Below are 16,654 nucleotides of genomic sequence, written 5' to 3' on the forward strand. Positions count from 1 at the left end.
TCGCGTTCTGAGGCGCGAATCACCGCAGTAGCCTCCTTTCCAGATATTGCTCGACGAAGCTGAGGATCGCCTTGGACCGGTAAGCCTTCGCCAACCGGCGAAGGTGGTCAGCGAAGGGTCGATAGCGCTCATCGAGCTCGCTCAAGTGTTGGGCGTGTTGCACGATGGCACGCATGTCGCCGAGTCGCGCCAGGTAGTGCAGCGCTTCGATCTCGCCCTGCGGCGGTGCCATCAAGGGCCCGGTAAAAGGAGCGGCAGCGGGTACAGCCGTGTGGTCCGCGCCAGTGACTTGCGCCTTGGTCGCTTCGTCGATCCACTCGACATTCATGAGCGATGCGACATGGGACAATAGCCGGCCGAAATCGATCGGTTTGGCAAGAAAAGCGTTTGCGCCGGCCGCGAGACTTTGCGCCGCATCGGTCCCCGAGGCACTTGCGGAGACTGCGACGATGGGCAGATCCCGGAACTCGGGCATCTCGCGCAGGCGACGCGTGGCTTCGAGCCCGTCCATGCCGGGCATGACCACATCCATCAGGACAAGCGCAGGATGCAGGGAGCGGGTTTTCTCCAGAGCTTCGGATCCGTTGCCAGCCTGCGCCATGTCGAATCCGAGCGGCCCCAGCATATCGACCATCACGGCACGGTTCTCCGCCACGTCATCCGCGACCAGGATAGCCTTGCGCGGCCCCTTGTAGCCGCTCACGATCCGTCCGGACGCGGCGACAGCCGCCGGGGGCGCCACCACCTGGACATCCAGTTCGATCGAGAAGACGCTGCCGATATCGCGACGACTCTCGATATGGATCTCGCCGCCCATCAGGCGTACGAGTTGCCGGCTGATGGCGAGCCCGAGCCCCGTGCCGCCAAAGCGGTGCCGGTCGTCGCTCACTTGCTCGAAAGGCCTGAAGATTTCCTCCAGGCGCCCTTCATCGATCCCGATGCCGGTGTCCTGCACTTTGAAACATAGTCGCGCGGGCGGCATAAAAGCGACGCTCAGATGCACGCTCCCCTGCTCGGTAAATCTGATCGCGTTGGAAAGCAGGTTGAGCAGCGCCTGACGCAGCCGTATTTCGTCCACCCGGACAGCCGCGGGCAGATCGTGCTGCATCTCGCAAGCGAAGGCGAGTCCCTTTTCCGTTGCCTTGACCCGCATCGTCTCGGCGACAAAGTAGACGAACTGTTCGAGCGGAACGTCGGAAAGATTGAGTTCCATTCGTCCAGCTTCGATCTTGGCTATATCCAGGATGTCGTCGATGAGCATCAGCAGGTGTTCGCCGCTGCGTTGGATGACTGCGAGTCCGTCGATCTGGCGTTGATCGAGAGTCGTGTCGCGTGTGAGGATCTGAGCGTAACCAAGAATCGCGTTCAGCGGCGTACGCAGTTCGTGGCTCATGTGCGCGAGAAAGTCACTTTTTGCCTGGTTGGCCGTATCTGCATGTTCCTTGGCCACGGCGAGTTCCGCTGTCCGTTCGCGGATCATGTCTTCGAGGTGCTCGCGATAGCGCCGCAATTCCGCTTCGGCATGCTTGTGCTCCGTGATGTCGCGTGAGATGCCGAGCAGGAACTGCGGCACGCCGCGCACATCGGCGATCGGGATCTTCATCGTGTGCAGCAGGCGTACGCCATGTCGCGTATGAACCCGCTCTTCCGGTATGTCGATCATGTGTCGCGACTCCAGCACGGCCCGGTCCTTGAGCGCGAAGAATTCAGCCTCCTCGGTGGGAAACAGGTCGTGGACGGACCGGCCGAGGATCTCCTCGCGCCGGTAACCGAGAAGTTGCTCTGTCGCCTTGTTGCAGCGCACGAAGCGCAAGGTCGCGGCCTCCCTGACGAAGATCATGTCCGGGATATTTTCGATGATGCTGTTAAGAAAGTTCTCGCTTTCCCGGACGGCGTCTTCAGCGTGCTGACGTTCGGCGATCTCGGCCGCCTGACCCGCAAGCGCCGTACTGAGTTCGGCCGTGCGCTGTGCGACGCGCGCCTCCAGTCCGGCATTGAGCTCCTTCAACGCATCCTCGGCCGCGCGGCGCTGGCGCCGGTCTTCAAGGAACTGCTCGACTGCGCGCGCCATATCGGCAATCTCGTCGCCGCCGTGCACGGGGACTCCGGCTTGCGTGCTCCCGGCATCGCCGTGCCGCAGAAAGTGACTGACGCGGCGCAGGCGCGCCACGACATGGCGCCCGAGGAATTCGCGGGCGATTAGCCAGGTGAGCAGCAGGCTCACCGCGACTCCACCCGCCACCCATTTGCGTGTGCGATCTGCGCTAACGGCCAGATCCTGGACTGCTTCGCGGTAGTCGCGCGTCAAATAATCGGACTGCCGTTGCGCCGCGACGGCCAGAGCCTCGGCCGCGCCGCGCAGGTCCCTGTCGAGGCTGGTCAGCGACACGCCCGGCCGTTGCCCATCCGCCGGCGCAGCCCGGGGGCCGAGCGCGGTCTCGCGCACCTGCGCCTCGATGTTGACGATGTTGCGAAAGCGTTGGCTCGACCGGTAAAGCGTCAGCGCGTCGACCCCTGGGTCGTCGCTTGCGGCCGCGGAGGCCAGGCGGTCAACCAGGCGGTCGAAGGATGCCAGCTGTTCGAGCACATGCCGATGGGTCTCGCGCACGGCATCGATCGTATCGTCGCGAGACAACTGCAACGCGAGGCGTTCAATGGTCAGCGTGTGCTGTACCAGATCCTGCGCATCCGCGAGGCGCGTGAGCCGCTCTTCGGCCAGCTGACGGATCGAGTGGGCCGAACCGGTCAACGAGTAAATCGTCGTGGCTCCGACGACGACCACCAGCGCGGCCAGGCACGAAACAACGAGCGCAAATTGAGCGGTGAGCGATTGTGGGAAAGGCAGTTTCACGGTCGTTGCCAGATCTGACGATAAATGTCGCGATAGCCGTTGTCAGGGTCGTAGAGTAGACGATCGCCGCCGTCCGCGGCGACGTTGTCCGCCGTCACGAGATGCACCGGCGTCACGTAACCCGTGACGCCAACGCCCGCGAAAAGTCGGTTCATTTCGTCGACCAGTTGCCAGCCGTGCAGATTCAGGGGTTCGGCCACGGTGCCGGTCTGGAACGTGCCGGTGCGGATGCGCAGGAAGGCGGACTCGCTGCCGTCGCCAGCCGACAGCATGATCATTGCAGCGTTCGGCATTCCCACCTGGGTCAACACCGGGGCGGCGTAGTCGAAGTAGATGTCGTTGATCGCCAGCGCACAGGTCCAGCGCGGGCCGTAACGCGCGAGCAGGGCGCGTGTCGTCCCCGGCACCAGTTCCCGGCTGCGCGAAATCGCCACGTCGCGCACTTCAAGCAGGGTACAGCCACTGCACGCGCGAACGACGGCAGCCATTTCATCCGCCTTGCCTTGCGCAATTCGGAAATTGGAATCGGTGAAGATGACGACGCCCGCATGCCCGCCGGACTGCACGATGGCCGCCAGCGCGGTCACGCGCGCGACCTCGAGCGGATCCGTCGACACGTTCATCGCCACGGGCGTGCCGGGCACCGGTCCGGCCTGGGCCGCGACATGCCAGCCGACGATCGGGATGTTGTTCTCGGCAAACGGCCGCAGCGCGGGGAGCAGCGCGCGTGCGTCGCCGCCGGCGAGGATCAGACCGTCGGGGTGGCTTGCCAGCGCATTCGCGAGCATCTTCAGACGCAGGTCGGCCGCACCCGCGGAATCGAAGATCCTCACGCGCCAGCCGATCACTTTGGCCGCCTCCAGCACACCATCGACCACACCGAGGATGCCGCCGTTGCGCAAATCCTCGGCGACGACCGCGATGTGTTTTCCAGATTGCGCAGGTGGCCCGTTGCGTGGCCCGTTCCAGGGTGCAGCGGGTCGCGAAGCGGCGTCGACCACTCGCCTGGCCAGGGCCAGGAAGTCCGTCGCGGCGACCGGGGCTCCGGGCGCAGGGCCAGGCAATAAATCCTGCGCGGCGGCGGCCGACAGCACACACGCGCAAGCCAACGCCAGAAGGAAGCCCTTCATGCTGTTCCCCCCATGGGCTCCGTCGAGGTCGATTGGGGTTGCCCAAAGCCGCTCGCGGATGACCTTTTTAGCAGGATATTACAAGCCGATTCCCGCGTGTCATCGGTCATGCGCTGGCGCAGATTGGATCAAGCGTGGTCGGCACTCAACTGCAATGGTTTGATGGTCAGTGTTTGCCACGATTGCGCGATCAACCGTTCATCGATCGCAAGCCATAAACATGAGATTTCGCGGGGTACGCTGAGTGCGGCTGTACAGCACTGAAGGCCCGCTTTCGCGGGGCGACGTCAGGTGTTACATCATCTCGGGTTTCGCCAGCCGGGTGCCATCGCTAAAGCGCGTCAATCGATATGGCTGTGTCTCGATCCCAGTCGCGTCGTCCGTCACGATGCGGCTAACCAGCATGCCGGCTCCCGGTCCCAGCCCGAATCCATGACCGCTGAACCCCGAAGCGATCACAAGGCCCGGCTTGCTCTCCACGCGTGACATCACCGGCACCAGATCGGGCATCGTGTCGATCGCGCCTGCCCAAGCATGAGCGATACGCAATCCCGACAGTTCGGGAAAGACCGTCGCAACGTTTTGCAGTGCACGGGTCGGCCACTCGGCATCGGGCACGGGATTGAGAACCCGCGTCACCTCGAACGGAGAGATGTCGTCGTTGCGCCAGTCCGCACTTCCTTCGGGGCCGCCGAAGAAAGGTTGCGCGATCCGGAATTTGAGCTTCTTGTTGAGTTTGCTGCGGAACATCTGGCGAAACTTGACCGCGTGCCGCAGGTTCTGTGGCGCGATCTCCATGCGTCCATAGCCCGGCACCGCGATCGTGTAGCCGCCGTCCAGCCGCCGCCGCAACGCGAAGTTCGGGCCGGAGAAGCACCCGTCTATCACGGCCGGCGCCTCCGCCGTGCGCAGCGCGGTGCCGATCACATTGACCGCCGGCAGATCGATCCCATGGTGCCGGCAGAACAGGGCGCTCCACGCGCCGCCGGCCAGCACGACGCTGCTCGCGCCAATCCGGCCGCGCTCGGTCCATACGCCGGAGATTCGACCCGCGCTGCTGTCGAGTCCGCGAACCGCACAGGTCTGATGCACGCGCGCGCCGAGTCGTTGCGCGCCTCTTGCGATGGCGGGCGCTGCTCGCGACGGCTCCGCGCGTCCATCGGAATGCGACCACACGCCGCCCGCCCACTTTGCCCGACTATGCGGAACGCGCGCGGCCAGTTCTCGAGCCGACAGCAGCTGACTGTCGAAGCCGAGCGCGCGCGCCTTGCCGAGCCATGCTTCCCACTGGGCGACATCGGCAGACTGCTCGCTTCCGTACAGAATGCCGCTGCGCCGAAAACCGATGTCCTCGCCGAGTTCGTCGCTCAACTCGCCCCAACGCTTCAGGCTCTGCATCGCGAGCGGCAACTCGTAAAGGTCGCGGTTCTGCTGACGCACCCAACCCCAGTTGCGCCCCGACTGCTCCGCGCCAATGATGCCTTTTTCGAGCAGCACGACCGATACGCCGCGCCGTGCCAGCTCGTAAGCGGTGCTGACGCCGATAATGCCGCCGCCGATCACGGCTACGTCGCAGCGATCGGGGAACCCCTCGCTATTCGGGACTTCGTCGATTCTTAGCATGTTTGAGCAACCATGATTGACATGAGCAGCCGGATACCGGGTGCGTACGCTGTCAGAAGATCACATAGATCTTCCGCAGCGTTTCATCGATGTTCCAGAGTCCTTCCGTGTTGGCTTGGAAAAATAGCGTGTCGCCGGCGGCGAAGGGGACCGTGTCTTCTCCGTCGGGCGTGAAGGTGCCGCTGCCCTTGATGAAATGCATCACCTCCGCCTGCTTGACGGAGCGCCGATAGGTGCCGGGCGAGCACTCGAACACGCCGGTATCGATTGCTTCGTGACCGGGAATGACGTACTGGCGTCCCGATACGCGCGACGGTTCGGTACCGGGCAGGCCCGCGGTTCCCCAATCCTCCAGTGCGGAGACTTCCGCGGCTTGCCTGATCTGCTGAACTTTCATTGCGCTGTTTCCTGTTGTCGTGAGCGGAGGTCGATACGTCGTTCGATCCGGCCTAGCCGGACCACGGTGACGCCGGCGCGCAACTGGCGCAGCGAGGGCATCACCAGCATGCAGTCATCGTACGGAGTCGAGACTGGCTGACCGTCGGACCATGCGATCACGGTGCCGGCCTTGTCGAACGTCTCGAGGCCTGTATAAGGACCCGCGAAACGGAAATCCATGCTCCTGGCGACGACCGGTTCGGTCACGCGCACGATGCGCATTTCGTCGGGCAATGGCGCGATCCAGCCGGGCGGCAGGTCGGCTGCGTCGACGATGCCCGACAGCAACAGAAAGCGTGCGGTGCAGTCGCGCGCAACCGTCACCGCGCTGGCTTCCCAGTGCTGGCCGCATTCGATCAACAGGGCATTCTTCGGACTCGTGTCGTCGCCGAAGCCCTCGTAGTCGCGCATTCGGCGGCCTTCGGGATGGCCTTCGTCCTGAATCACGGTGGCGGGCGTGCCGAGCCGCTCGGCCAGTTCGGCTCCCTTGCGCAGCGGCCCCGCGACGATCAGCGGCGCGCTTTTTTCATGCATCGAATGCAGGTCGAGCAGCAGATCCACTGTGTCGATCACCGGCCGCATCGCGCGCGCACGATCGAGTTCCGACGAGCGGGTCGCCAGATCGTCGAGCTTCGCGGCGGTCCAGACGCGGTTGAAGTCCTGATCGACGAAACGCGCTTGGTCTGGTGTCGCGGGATCGAACCGCGCATACGCGGCGACGTTCGCGAACGATAGCGTGAGCTTGCCGCGGCGCGGGCGCAGGCCGCTGCGCAACAACGCGTCGACGGTGATCGCGCCGCACACTTCGTTGCCATGCGTGAGCGCATTGATCATCACGTGCGGCCCGGCTTGGCCGGAGTCGAACGAGTGCACGTATGCAATGCCGGTATTGCCGTCGGCGTGCGCCGAGAGGTCCGGAAATGCGAGTTCGATCGGATAGGCTTCCATGTTTACTCCAGACCTCCCTGACACAGATACTTGATCGACAGGTAGTCATCGAGACCATACTTCGATCCTTCGCGACCGTAGCCGGATTCCTTCACACCGCCGAACGGCGCCGCTTCTGAAGCGAGCGCGCCTTCGTTGATACCGACGATGCCAGCTTCCAGCGCGCGCGAGACACGCTCGATGCGGCGCATGTTCTCGCTGTAGAAGTACGAGGCGAGCCCGAACGGCGTGTCGTTGGCGGCCTGCACCGCTTCCTGCTCGCTGTCGAATGGGAACAGCGGCACGACCGGGCCGAAGGTTTCCTCGCCGCACAACACCATCGACGACGTGGCGTTACCGAGCACCGTGGGCGCGTAGTAGTGCGGTCCCAGCTCGGTGAGCCGTCGTCCGCCCGTCAGCACGAGCGCGCCGTTCTCGAGCGCGTCCTCGACATGACGAGCGATCTTGTCCACAGCGCGCTCATTGATCATGGGCCCGATCTGCGAGGCGGGGTCGCTGGCGGGTCCGACCCGCAGTTCGGCCACTTTCGCGCACAGCAGCGCGGAGAAACGTTCGTATACGCCGCGCTGCACGAAGACGCGGTTCGGACACACGCAGGTCTGCCCGCCATTGCGGAATTTCGCGGCCAGCAGGCCGTTGACCGCGGCATCGAGGTCGGCGTCGTCGAATACGATGAACGGCGCATTGCCGCCGAGTTCCAGCGAGAGCTTCTTCAGCGTGCCCGCCGATTCGCGCGCGAGATGCTTGCCGACGGGCGTCGATCCGGTGAACGTGATCTTGCGGACACGGCTGTCGGCGAGCCAGTCGCCGACCGTCTCGGCCGCCGCCGCACGCGAAGCCGAGATCAGGTTGAGCACGCCGTTCGGCACGCCCGCCTCGTGCGCCAGCATCACCAGTGCGATCGCGGTGAGCGGCGTGTCTTCCGCGGGTTTCGCGACCACCGTGCAGCCCGCCGCGAGCGCGGGTGCGATCTTGCGCGCGATCATCGCAAGCGGAAAATTCCACGGCGTGATGGCCCCGACGACCCCGATCGGTTCCTTGATCGCGCTCATCCGTTTGCCGCGCTGCTGCTGCGGAATCAGGTCGCCGTAGATGCGGGTGGCTTCGTCGGCGAACCACGCGACGTACGACGCGCCATAGTTCACCTCGGCGCGTCCTTCGGCGAGCGGCTTGCCTTGTTCGAGTGAGATCAACGCACCGAGTGCGTCGCGATTCGCGACGATCAACGCGTGCCAGCGGTGCAGTACCGCCGCGCGCTCGCTGGCCAGCCTCGCGCGCCACGCGGCCAGCGCTTTGGCGGCGGCGTCCGTGGCCGCTCGCGCGTCGCTGGGGCCGCTGTCGGCAACTTCCGCGATCAGCTTGCCGGTCGCCGGATCGGTGACCGCGAAACGCCGACCGCTCGCGGCGGCGACCCACTCGCCGTTGATGAAGTTCTCCGTGCGGATCAGCGCGCGGGCCTGTTGTTCGAGATTCGTGCTCATATGAGGTCTCCGTGCCGGTTGGCATGCGATGGCAGAGCGCCCGACGCGCGCCGGGCAGTCAGTGCTGCCTGCTCTGTGAGTGATCAGGACGGGTTGGCGACCCGAGCCGCGATCGCCGCGCCGACCTCCGTGGTCGATGCGCTGCCGCCCAGGTCGCCCGTGCGCGGGCCTTCCTTCAGCACCCGCGTGATCGCGGCGACGATGGTGTCGTGCGCATCGCGCTCGACACCCGCGCCGTGGCCGAGAAAGTCGAGCATCATCGCGGCCGACCAGATCATCGCGACCGGATTGGCAATGCCCTTGCCGGCGATGTCGGGCGCCGAGCCATGCACCGGCTCGAACAGCGACGGAAAGCGCCGATCGGGATTCAGGTTGCCCGACGGCGCGATGCCGATCGTCCCCGTGCACGCCGGCCCGAGATCGGAAAGGATGTCGCCGAACAGGTTCGATGCGACCACCACGTCGAAGCGATCCGGGTTCAGCACGAAGCGCGCGCACAGGATGTCGATGTGCTGACGGTCCATCTTCACATCGGGGTAGCGGGCGGCCATTTCATCGGCGCGGGCGTCCCACCACGGCATGCTGATCGCGATACCGTTGCTCTTCGTTGCAACCGTGAGTTTTTTCGCCCGACGCCGTGCAAGGTCGAACGCGAACTTCATCACGCGCTCGGTGCCGTGGCGCGTGAAGATCGACTGCTGCATCACGACTTCGCGCTCGGTGCCCTCGAACATCGTGCCGCCCACCGACGAATACTCGCCTTCGGTGTTTTCGCGCACGATCATGAAGTCGATATCGCCCGGCTTGCGGTTGGCGAGCGGACAGGGCACGCCTTCGAACAGCCGCGCGGGGCGCAGGTTCACGTACTGGTCGAATTCGCGGCGAAACTTCAGGAGCGAGCCCCACAGCGAAATATGGTCGGGCACCTTGTCGGGCCAGCCGACCGCGCCGAACAGAATCGCATCGCAGTCCTGCAGTTGCGCCTTCCAGTTGTCGGGCATCATCTGGCCGTGTTGCGCGTAGTAGTCGCACGACGCCCATTCGATATGGCGGTAGTCGATGCCGATGTCGAAGCGTTTGCATGCGGCGTCCAGCACGCGCAGGCCTTCGGGCATCACTTCGGTGCCGATGCCGTCGCCGGGAATCACGGCAATGCGGTATTTGCGGGTCATACGTCTCTCTCCTTGCCGTGATCGCGCGCCGTCTGCTGACGCCGCGCGGATGGCGAAATGGGGTTGCGTTCGGGGGCCGGGCCGCGCATGGGTATCAGTAGCCGCGCGTCCGGTCGATCAAGCCGTTCATCCGCTCGCCGCTGCGATAGCGGCGCAGGTTTTCCAGTACCGCATCGACGGCCGGTTCGGGCCGCGTCGCGCTCGCGATATGCGGCGTGATGCGCACGCGCGGTTGCGCCCACAGCGGATCGTCAGCAGGCAACGGCTCCGGGTCGGTGACATCGAGCACCGCGCTGTGAATCTGCCCGCGTTGCAGCGCGTCGAGCAGATCGGCGCTGACGAGTTGCGGTCCGCGGCCGACGTGAACCAGCGACGCGCCTCGCGGCAGCATGTCGAATACCCGCCGGCAGAGCAGGCCGCGCGTCGCGTCCGTGAGCGGCAGCAAACAGATCAGGATGTCGGCACGGGCAAGCAACTCATCGAGCCCGGCCTCGCCCGCATAGCAGTCGATCCCTTCGAGCGCATGCTTCGAGCGGCTCCAGCCCGCGCAGGCGAAGCCGAACAGCCGCAAACGCTCCAGTACCGCGCGGCCAAGCATGCCGAGGCCGAGCACGCCGATTCGACGGGACGCGGCGGCGCGCAACGGCATCGGCTGCCAGACGCGCGCCCGCTGCTGCAACCCGTAATCGAACAGATCGCGGTGAATCGCCAGCACCGCCTCGGTGACATATTCGACCATGCCTTCGACGATGCCCGGCTCGAGCATCCGCACCACCGGCAGATGCGCCGGAATCTGCGACAGATCCAGTTGATCGACTCCCGCGCCGACCGAAAACACCACTTCGAGATTCGGCAGCGTGAGCGCGAGGTCTCCCGGTTGCCATGCGACCAGATAGCGCACGGCCGTGGGATCGCCGATGTCCGGCCACACCCGGAACGGCACCTCGGGCGCCAGCTGCGCGAAGCGCTCGGCCCATAGCGCTCCACGCACCGGATCGGCTTTGTAGAGGACGGTCATTGGCGGTTACGCCATCGCCTGATTGATGATGCCGAACGCGCGCCAGCCCGGGTCCGGGGCCACCTCGCGCAAGTCGGTGGGCGCGTTGCGCACCATCTTTTCGACCGAGTCGACGCGCGGCATGCCGACATGGGTCAACCAGTCGTTGATGCCGGCGTCGTCCGGCACGTCGATCCGCACGAAGTCGCCGGCGTGCTGCGCGAGCCAGTACGAAATCAGTGCGCGGGCACGCAGATCGTCGGACCCATGCTGCGCGACCACCGGTCCAATCGAGTAGCCGCGTCCGAACGGACGGAACAGCGAGAAACCGACCATTTCGCCGTCACGTTCGAGAACCACGGCTTGCGCGAACCCGAGCAGCGCCGGTATCGTCGCGCTGCGGTCGAAGCCGCTCGCGCGCGACGCGAGTTCGATCAGCTTCGGCGTGTCGTCCGGCCTCGCGGCACGCAACTGTTCGCCGGGCGGCGGCGCGACAGCGGCCACGCTGCCGAGCGTGCCCTGATGCTGGGTGAGTCCGCCGCAGCTGACGAAGCCGAGCTTTTCGTAAAGCGGCTTGCCCGCGACCGTTGCGTGCAGGAAGGTCACGCGGTTGCCCAGTTCTTCGAGCACCAGTTCCATCAGCTTGCGGCCAATGCCCCGGCCCTGTTCGTCCGGCGAGACGATCACGAGGCCGAGCGTGCCGCGGTCCGCGCCGAATTTCCAGCAGAGCGCGGTGCCGATCACGGCGCCATTGTCTTCGGCGACGAAGCCGGTGCCGGCGTCGTACATGAAGCGCCAGTCATCGGCGCGGTGCGGCCAGCGCACCGCAACCGAGAGGCCGTGCGCGGCGGCGATGTCATCGGAAGTGAAGCGGCGATAGGTCAGTGATTTCTTCACGGTTGATTCGGACACTGCAAACTCCTGCTGGCGGCATGATCAGCCTAGACTGTGGCATTACCAGTGCCTGCTTCATAGGACGATCTTTTTGTTATTCGGGCCGGTGTGTGGTCGGGTCTGCTTCACGGCGGCAGCGACGCGCAACGCAATTGCACAGGTATTTTTGGCGTTCACCCCGCGGGTGCTATATTCAATATAATGCTGAAAAATTGAATGGGCGTTCATTGTAACGAAGCGGCTGGCGCCTCATCGGATGCGACCGTGCGCGCCCAGCACAACAACCGCACCGGCGGCACATAGGCAGCCGGCCGCCGCGTCATCAACGGGAAACACATGCAGCGAACGGAGCTCAGCAAGAAGCGCACGGCCGACCCGGGTCACGGCGACGTCGGCGCTCGTCTGCGCGCGCTGCGCGTCGCGCAGGGTCTGTCGATCAACGAACTGGCGATGCGCGCGGGCGTGTCGGTCGGCACCGTCAGTCAGGTCGAGCGAAACAAGGCCAATCCGTCGGTGCGTATTCTCGAGCGCCTGCGCCTGGCGTTGGAGGTTCCGCTGACCGCGCTGCTCGAAGAAGACGACGCGGTCTCGGACCCGATCACCGGCGATTTCGTGCGCAAGGCGGCCGAGCGGCCGCTGTTCGAAGTCGGCAAGAACGGCATGCAGAAAGAATTGCTGTCGCCGCATGGCGATCACGATTTGCAGATGATGATCATCATGCTGCCGGCCGGCTCCGGTTCCGAAGAGGTGCTGGTGGGCATCGGCGAGAAGGCGGGCCTGGTGCTGGAAGGCACGGTCGTGCTGAATGTCGGCGACCGGCGCTCCGAACTGCGCGCGGGAGACAGCTTCCAGTTCAAGAGCACGGTACCGCATAGCGTGCGTAACGAAAGCAGGAAGGCTGCTCGTTTGCTGTGGATCATGAACACGCAGCCGCCCGTCATTCATCTTTGATCTGTTTGTTGTACCGGAGCCGCATGTCGTGTGGCAAGCGGCGCTGTCTTCCCTCTCTTTTCCTCGCTCGCTCTGACGCGTCGCGTCCGGCTCGCACGGACGGCGGCTGACGTCAACGCCTTTCTTTCTCTCATTCGCCTTTCGGTTTTGCGTTGCACGACGGAACAGGCGTGTCGCGTCGCCTCGCTCGTGCGCGCCCCAGCCGTGTGGGCTTGCGGCCCGTGCCCACCAGTGCGGCGGTGTGCTCTCCGAGGCAGGCAATGTATCGCAGCGCACAACGAACTGTTCACAAAAGTTTATTTTTGACCACTAGTATTTCATTTGGTGTTCATTAAAATGAACTTCATTCGATGTTCGTTCATTCGGTGGTCGCGATGGCGAACAGCAGTGCCGAGTGGTGCAAGCAGTCATCAGTGCGTGAGCGCACGCGGCACCACACACTTGAACCTACTGATCAGGCCGGACATGTCCACTCCGTCACTCGATTTCGATCCTTCCGCCGTGCCGTTGCCGCAGGGGCATTTCATTGGCGGTGCGTACTATTCGGCGGCCGAAGCGCAGATCGCCGTTCACCGGCCGTCGGATGGCGCGCTGCTTGGCCATGTGCCGGACGCGTCGGACGCCACCGTCGATCACGCAGTCAGCAATGCGCTAGCTGCATGGAAGACGAGCGGCTGGGGCACCCGCTCTCCGCGCGAGCGCGCGAAGGTGCTGAGCCGCTGGGCCGATCTGATCGATCGCGATGCGGTGAGTCTCGCCCAACTCGAAACGGTCAGCTCGACGCGTCCGGTGACGGAAAGCTATACATCAGATGTGCCGTTCACCGCGGAGGCGATCCGCTTCTTCGCGGAGCTGGCCGACAAGCTCGGTGGCGATATCGCGGCCACGCGACGCGACAGTCTCGGTTTTGTTGCATCGGAGCCGTACGGTGTGATCGGTGCGATTACACCGTGGAATTTTCCGCTGTCGATGTGTTCATGGAAGTGCGGTCCCGCGCTTGCGGCGGGCAACGCGGTCGTGATGAAACCGTCGGAAATGACGCCGTTCTCGACGCTGCGTCTCGCGGAACTCGCCATCGAAGCCGGCATTCCGCCCGGCATCTTCAACGTGGTGAATGGCCGTGGAGCGACGGCGGGCGCCGCGCTGACGCGTCACCCAGGCATCTCGAAGATGAGCTTCACCGGTTCGACCCGCACGGGCGCCGCGATCATGAGCGACGCCGCGATGCACGGCACCAAGCCCGTCACGCTGGAACTCGGCGGCAAGAGCCCGCAACTGGTGTTCGAACATGTGCGGGATCTCGCGCATACGGCGCGCTGTGTCGCCCGCGGCTTTACGGCCAACGGCGGCCAGGCCTGCGTGGCCGGCACGCGGCTGATCGTGCACGAGCGCATTGCCGAACCGCTGATCGCCGCCATTCAACGGCAACTGCAGCCGATCGAGCCCGGCCCGCTGTGGGACAGCCGCACCGCTTATTCGCCGATCATCAGTGGCGCCCAGGCGCGACGCATCGAAGCGCTTATCGGGCAGAGCTGCGAGAGCGGCGCGGAAGTGATCTTCGGCGGCGGCTTTTTCGAAGGCACCGACGAAGGCTATTTCCACCGCCCGACGCTGCTCGCCAAGGTGACTTCAGAGACGCCCGCCGTGCGCGAGGAACTATTCGGCCCGGTGCTGACGGTACAGACATTCGCCGACGAGGAAGAGGGCATCGCGCTCGCCGCGCATCCGATCTACGGTCTCGCGGCGGGGGTCCATAGCAGCGACATCGGTCAGGCGCTGCGGGCGATGCGCCGCATCGCCGCGGGCACCATCTGGATCAACCGTTACGGCCGCAGCGGCGACATGATCATTCCGACGGGCGGCTTCGGCCAGTCCGGTATCGGCAAGGATCTCGGCCGCGAAGCGATGGTGGCGAGCATGCGGCACAAGAGTGTGCTGATCGATTTCGAAACGCTGTGAAGCACGGCTTTACACCGGATATACGCAAGCATCAACCGCACCGATTCAACCCGAAACTGAACCCCGAGCCTGCAACCAGGTTCGCCACGACGACAGGATGTTGACCATGATCGATTTCGAGCCGAAGTACATCACTTTCGACTGCTATGGCACGCTGACCAACTTCCAGATGGGCCAGACCGCGCGCGAGCTTTACGGCGACAAGCTGGACAAGGCGAAGATGGATGAGTTTGTCGAGTTCTTCCGTGGCTACCGCCTCGACGAAGTGCTGGGCGCATGGAAGCCCTATCGCGACGTGGTCGTGAACTCGGTGCGCCGCACCTGCGAACGCACCGGCGTGCCGTTCGACGAAGCGACCGCACTGAAGATCTACGAGGCCGTGCCGAGCTGGGGCCCGCACGCGGACGTGCCGGAAGGGCTGTCGCGACTGGCCTCGAAGTACAAGCTCGTGATCCTGTCGAATGCGTCGGACGACCAGATCCACAGCAACGTCGACAAGCTCGGCGCGCCGTTCCACAAGGTCTACACCGCCCAGCAGGCACAGGCGTACAAGCCGCTGCAGAAAGCCTTCGAGTACATGTTCTCGCAACTGGACTGCAATCCGGAAGACGTGCTGCATGTGTCGTCGAGCTTCCGCTATGACCTGATGACCGCGTACGACATGGGCATCAAACACAAGGCGTTCGTCAACCGCAGGCACGAGCCGCTGAACCCGTATTACGGCGTCAACGAAGTGTCGGGCATCCCGCAACTGGCATCGCTGCTCGGCCTCTGATTCGCACGTCCGGCCTTCTCACGACATCGCTTCCCGCGCGCCGCTGAAAGCGGCGCAACCAACCGACAGGAACGCATCACGATGAAGCTCGACTCCTACTGGCTCGACACTGCGCCACGCTTTACCAGCGGCGTCCAGGGTCCGCTACCGCAGCGGGTGGACGTTGCGGTGGTCGGCGGCGGCTTCACCGGGCTGTCGGCTGCGTTGGAGCTGGCCAAACGTGGCAGGTCGGTGATCGTGTTCGAGGCGGGCCGACTCGCGGCGCAGGCATCGGGCCGTAACGGCGGCCATTGCAATACGGGCGTCGCGCAGGACTACGCCGCGTTGTCCGCGCGCATCGGCAGCGAACGCGCGTCCGAGTTCTACCGTGCATATGCCGGCGCCGTCGAAACGGTGAAAACGATCATCGGGGAGGAGCAGATCGATTGCGATCTGCGCCACTCCGGGAAGATCAAACTCGCCGCGAAACCGCAGCATTTCGCGTCGCTCGCGAAGTCGTACGAGGTGTTGCGGCGCGAAGTCGATTCCGATGTCGAACTCGTGCCGCCCGAGCAGATTCGCAACGAGATCGGGTCGGACAGCTTTTTCGGCGGCCTCGTGCAACGCAACGGCATGCAGATGCACATGGGCAAATTCGGCGTGGGTCTCGGCACGGCAGCGGCACGGCGTGGGGCGCAGATCTACGAGAACACGCCGGTGACGAACCTCAAGCCGCTCGGCGGCAACGCGTTCGACGTGCAGTGTCCGCTCGGGACGGTACGCGCCGAGCGCGTGCTGATTGCCACCGGCGCGTCGCAGGTCGGTCCGCTGCAATGGTTCCGGCGCCGCATCGCGCCCGTCGGCAGCTTCATCGTCGCAACCGAGCCGCTGGGCAAGGCGCGCCTCGATGCGGTGTTGCCGACGCGCCGCTCGTATGTGACGACGCTGAACATCGGCAACTATTTTCGTGCGACGCCGGACGAGCGTCTGCTGTTCGGCGGCCGCGCGCGCTTCGCGATGTCGAATCCGCGTTCGGACGAGAAAAGCGGGCGGATTCTGCGTGATGGGCTCGCACGCTATTTCCCGCAACTGGCCGACGTGCGCATCGATTATTGCTGGGGCGGCCTCGTCGACATGACGGCCGACCGGCTGCCGCGCGCAGGCCAGCATGAAGGACTGTTCTATTCAATGGGCTACAGCGGCCACGGTGTGCAGATGTCCGTGCACATGGGCCGTCTGATGGCCGACGTGATGTTCGGCGCCGCCTCGCGCAATCCGTGGCGAACGCTGGAATGGCCCGCGATTCCAGGACATTTTGGACGCGCGTGGTTTCTGCCGCTCGTCGGCGCGTATTACAGGTTGCAGGATGTACTGCATTGAATGGATCGACTGATCGCTACCGTTAGATGGTCGGGCAGCGCGTAGATTGAAAATCACTATTCCCAGAGGAAATCCC

At 64.6% G+C, this 16,654-nt stretch carries 13 protein-coding genes; 4 read left to right on the forward strand and 9 right to left on the reverse strand.

Going from position 1 to position 16,654, the window contains the following annotated elements; translation table 11 throughout:
- Positions 1 to 19: 19 nt before the first annotated feature.
- From OKW29_RS05895 to OKW29_RS05935, 9 genes are all read right to left on the reverse strand, one after another.
- On the reverse strand, positions 20 to 2,851 hold the full coding sequence (locus OKW29_RS05895; RefSeq protein WP_429290320.1) for an ATP-binding protein: 2,832 nt from the start codon (positions 2,849 to 2,851) through the stop codon (positions 20 to 22).
- Complete coding sequence (locus tag OKW29_RS05900; protein ID WP_429290321.1) at positions 2,848 to 3,981, reverse strand: substrate-binding domain-containing protein; 1,134 nt, start codon at positions 3,979 to 3,981, stop codon at positions 2,848 to 2,850. Before OKW29_RS05900 ends, OKW29_RS05895 begins: the two co-directional genes overlap by 4 nt.
- Positions 3,982 to 4,275: 294 nt before the next feature.
- Positions 4,276 to 5,604 (reverse strand): NAD(P)/FAD-dependent oxidoreductase, encoded by a 1,329-nt coding sequence (locus OKW29_RS05905; protein WP_429290322.1) that lies wholly within the window; start codon positions 5,602 to 5,604, stop codon positions 4,276 to 4,278.
- Positions 5,605 to 5,656: 52 nt separating this feature from the next.
- Entirely contained in the window at positions 5,657 to 6,001 is a 345-nt protein-coding gene (locus OKW29_RS05910) for a cupin domain-containing protein (RefSeq protein ID WP_429290323.1), read from the reverse strand.
- A complete protein-coding gene (locus tag OKW29_RS05915) occupies positions 5,998 to 6,990 on the reverse strand; it encodes a M14 family metallopeptidase (RefSeq protein WP_429290324.1) in 993 nt (330 codons plus the stop codon). Before OKW29_RS05915 ends, OKW29_RS05910 begins: the two co-directional genes overlap by 4 nt.
- Positions 6,991 to 6,992: 2 nt before the next feature.
- On the reverse strand, positions 6,993 to 8,471 hold the full coding sequence (locus OKW29_RS05920) for an NAD-dependent succinate-semialdehyde dehydrogenase (protein ID WP_429290325.1): 1,479 nt from the start codon (positions 8,469 to 8,471) through the stop codon (positions 6,993 to 6,995).
- Positions 8,472 to 8,554: 83 nt separating this feature from the next.
- Positions 8,555 to 9,643, reverse strand: a complete 1,089-nt coding sequence (locus OKW29_RS05925; RefSeq protein WP_184071942.1) for a tartrate dehydrogenase — start codon at positions 9,641 to 9,643, stop codon at positions 8,555 to 8,557.
- 94 nt (positions 9,644 to 9,737) lie between these two features.
- Positions 9,738 to 10,661, reverse strand: coding sequence for a 2-hydroxyacid dehydrogenase (locus OKW29_RS05930; RefSeq protein ID WP_429290326.1), 924 nt, complete (start codon positions 10,659 to 10,661; stop codon positions 9,738 to 9,740).
- 6 nt (positions 10,662 to 10,667) lie between these two features.
- Positions 10,668 to 11,552: a GNAT family N-acetyltransferase gene (locus OKW29_RS05935; protein WP_429290327.1), complete on the reverse strand. Its 885-nt coding sequence runs from the start codon at positions 11,550 to 11,552 to the stop codon at positions 10,668 to 10,670.
- 318 nt (positions 11,553 to 11,870) lie between these two features.
- Here OKW29_RS05935 and OKW29_RS05940 point away from each other — a divergent pair, with 318 nt between their 5' ends.
- The 4 genes from OKW29_RS05940 to OKW29_RS05955 all read left to right on the forward strand — a co-directional run bounded on the left by OKW29_RS05940 (position 11,871) and on the right by OKW29_RS05955 (position 16,578).
- On the forward strand, positions 11,871 to 12,485 hold the full coding sequence (locus OKW29_RS05940) for a cupin domain-containing protein (RefSeq protein ID WP_184071936.1): 615 nt from the start codon (positions 11,871 to 11,873) through the stop codon (positions 12,483 to 12,485).
- Positions 12,486 to 12,950: 465 nt separating this feature from the next.
- The gene (locus OKW29_RS05945; RefSeq protein ID WP_429290328.1) at positions 12,951 to 14,444 is read left to right on the forward strand and encodes an aldehyde dehydrogenase family protein; all 1,494 of its coding nucleotides are present in this window, start codon (positions 12,951 to 12,953) and stop codon (positions 14,442 to 14,444) included.
- Between the two features lie 106 nt (positions 14,445 to 14,550).
- On the forward strand, positions 14,551 to 15,219 hold the full coding sequence (locus OKW29_RS05950) for a haloacid dehalogenase type II (RefSeq protein ID WP_429290329.1): 669 nt from the start codon (positions 14,551 to 14,553) through the stop codon (positions 15,217 to 15,219).
- A gap of 81 nt (positions 15,220 to 15,300) precedes the next feature.
- Positions 15,301 to 16,578, forward strand: a complete 1,278-nt coding sequence (locus OKW29_RS05955; RefSeq protein WP_429290330.1) for an NAD(P)/FAD-dependent oxidoreductase — start codon at positions 15,301 to 15,303, stop codon at positions 16,576 to 16,578.
- Positions 16,579 to 16,654 lie beyond the last annotated feature (76 nt).

This window comes from Paraburkholderia sp. CI3 (genome assembly GCF_050436505.1).
Classification (GTDB): Bacteria; Pseudomonadota; Gammaproteobacteria; order Burkholderiales; family Burkholderiaceae; genus Paraburkholderia; species Paraburkholderia tuberum.

What these genes read in the sequence shown, in the direction of transcription:
- OKW29_RS05950 (WP_429290329.1), top strand. Translation starts at nt 14,551, where the DNA reads ATGATCGATTTCGAGCCGAAGTACATCACTTTCGACTGCTATGGCACG.
- OKW29_RS05940 (WP_184071936.1), top strand. Translation starts at nt 11,871, where the DNA reads ATGCAGCGAACGGAGCTCAGCAAGAAGCGCACGGCCGACCCGGGTCAC.
- OKW29_RS05905 (WP_429290322.1), bottom strand. Translation starts at nt 5,604, where the DNA reads ATGCTAAGAATCGACGAAGTCCCGAATAGCGAGGGGTTCCCCGATCGC.
- OKW29_RS05900 (WP_429290321.1), bottom strand. Translation starts at nt 3,981, where the DNA reads ATGAAGGGCTTCCTTCTGGCGTTGGCTTGCGCGTGTGTGCTGTCGGCC.
- OKW29_RS05910 (WP_429290323.1), bottom strand. Translation starts at nt 6,001, where the DNA reads ATGAAAGTTCAGCAGATCAGGCAAGCCGCGGAAGTCTCCGCACTGGAG.
- OKW29_RS05945 (WP_429290328.1), top strand. Translation starts at nt 12,951, where the DNA reads ATGTCCACTCCGTCACTCGATTTCGATCCTTCCGCCGTGCCGTTGCCG.
- OKW29_RS05920 (WP_429290325.1), bottom strand. Translation starts at nt 8,471, where the DNA reads ATGAGCACGAATCTCGAACAACAGGCCCGCGCGCTGATCCGCACGGAG.
- OKW29_RS05925 (WP_184071942.1), bottom strand. Translation starts at nt 9,643, where the DNA reads ATGACCCGCAAATACCGCATTGCCGTGATTCCCGGCGACGGCATCGGC.
- OKW29_RS05930 (WP_429290326.1), bottom strand. Translation starts at nt 10,661, where the DNA reads ATGACCGTCCTCTACAAAGCCGATCCGGTGCGTGGAGCGCTATGGGCC.
- OKW29_RS05915 (WP_429290324.1), bottom strand. Translation starts at nt 6,990, where the DNA reads ATGGAAGCCTATCCGATCGAACTCGCATTTCCGGACCTCTCGGCGCAC.
- OKW29_RS05955 (WP_429290330.1), top strand. Translation starts at nt 15,301, where the DNA reads ATGAAGCTCGACTCCTACTGGCTCGACACTGCGCCACGCTTTACCAGC.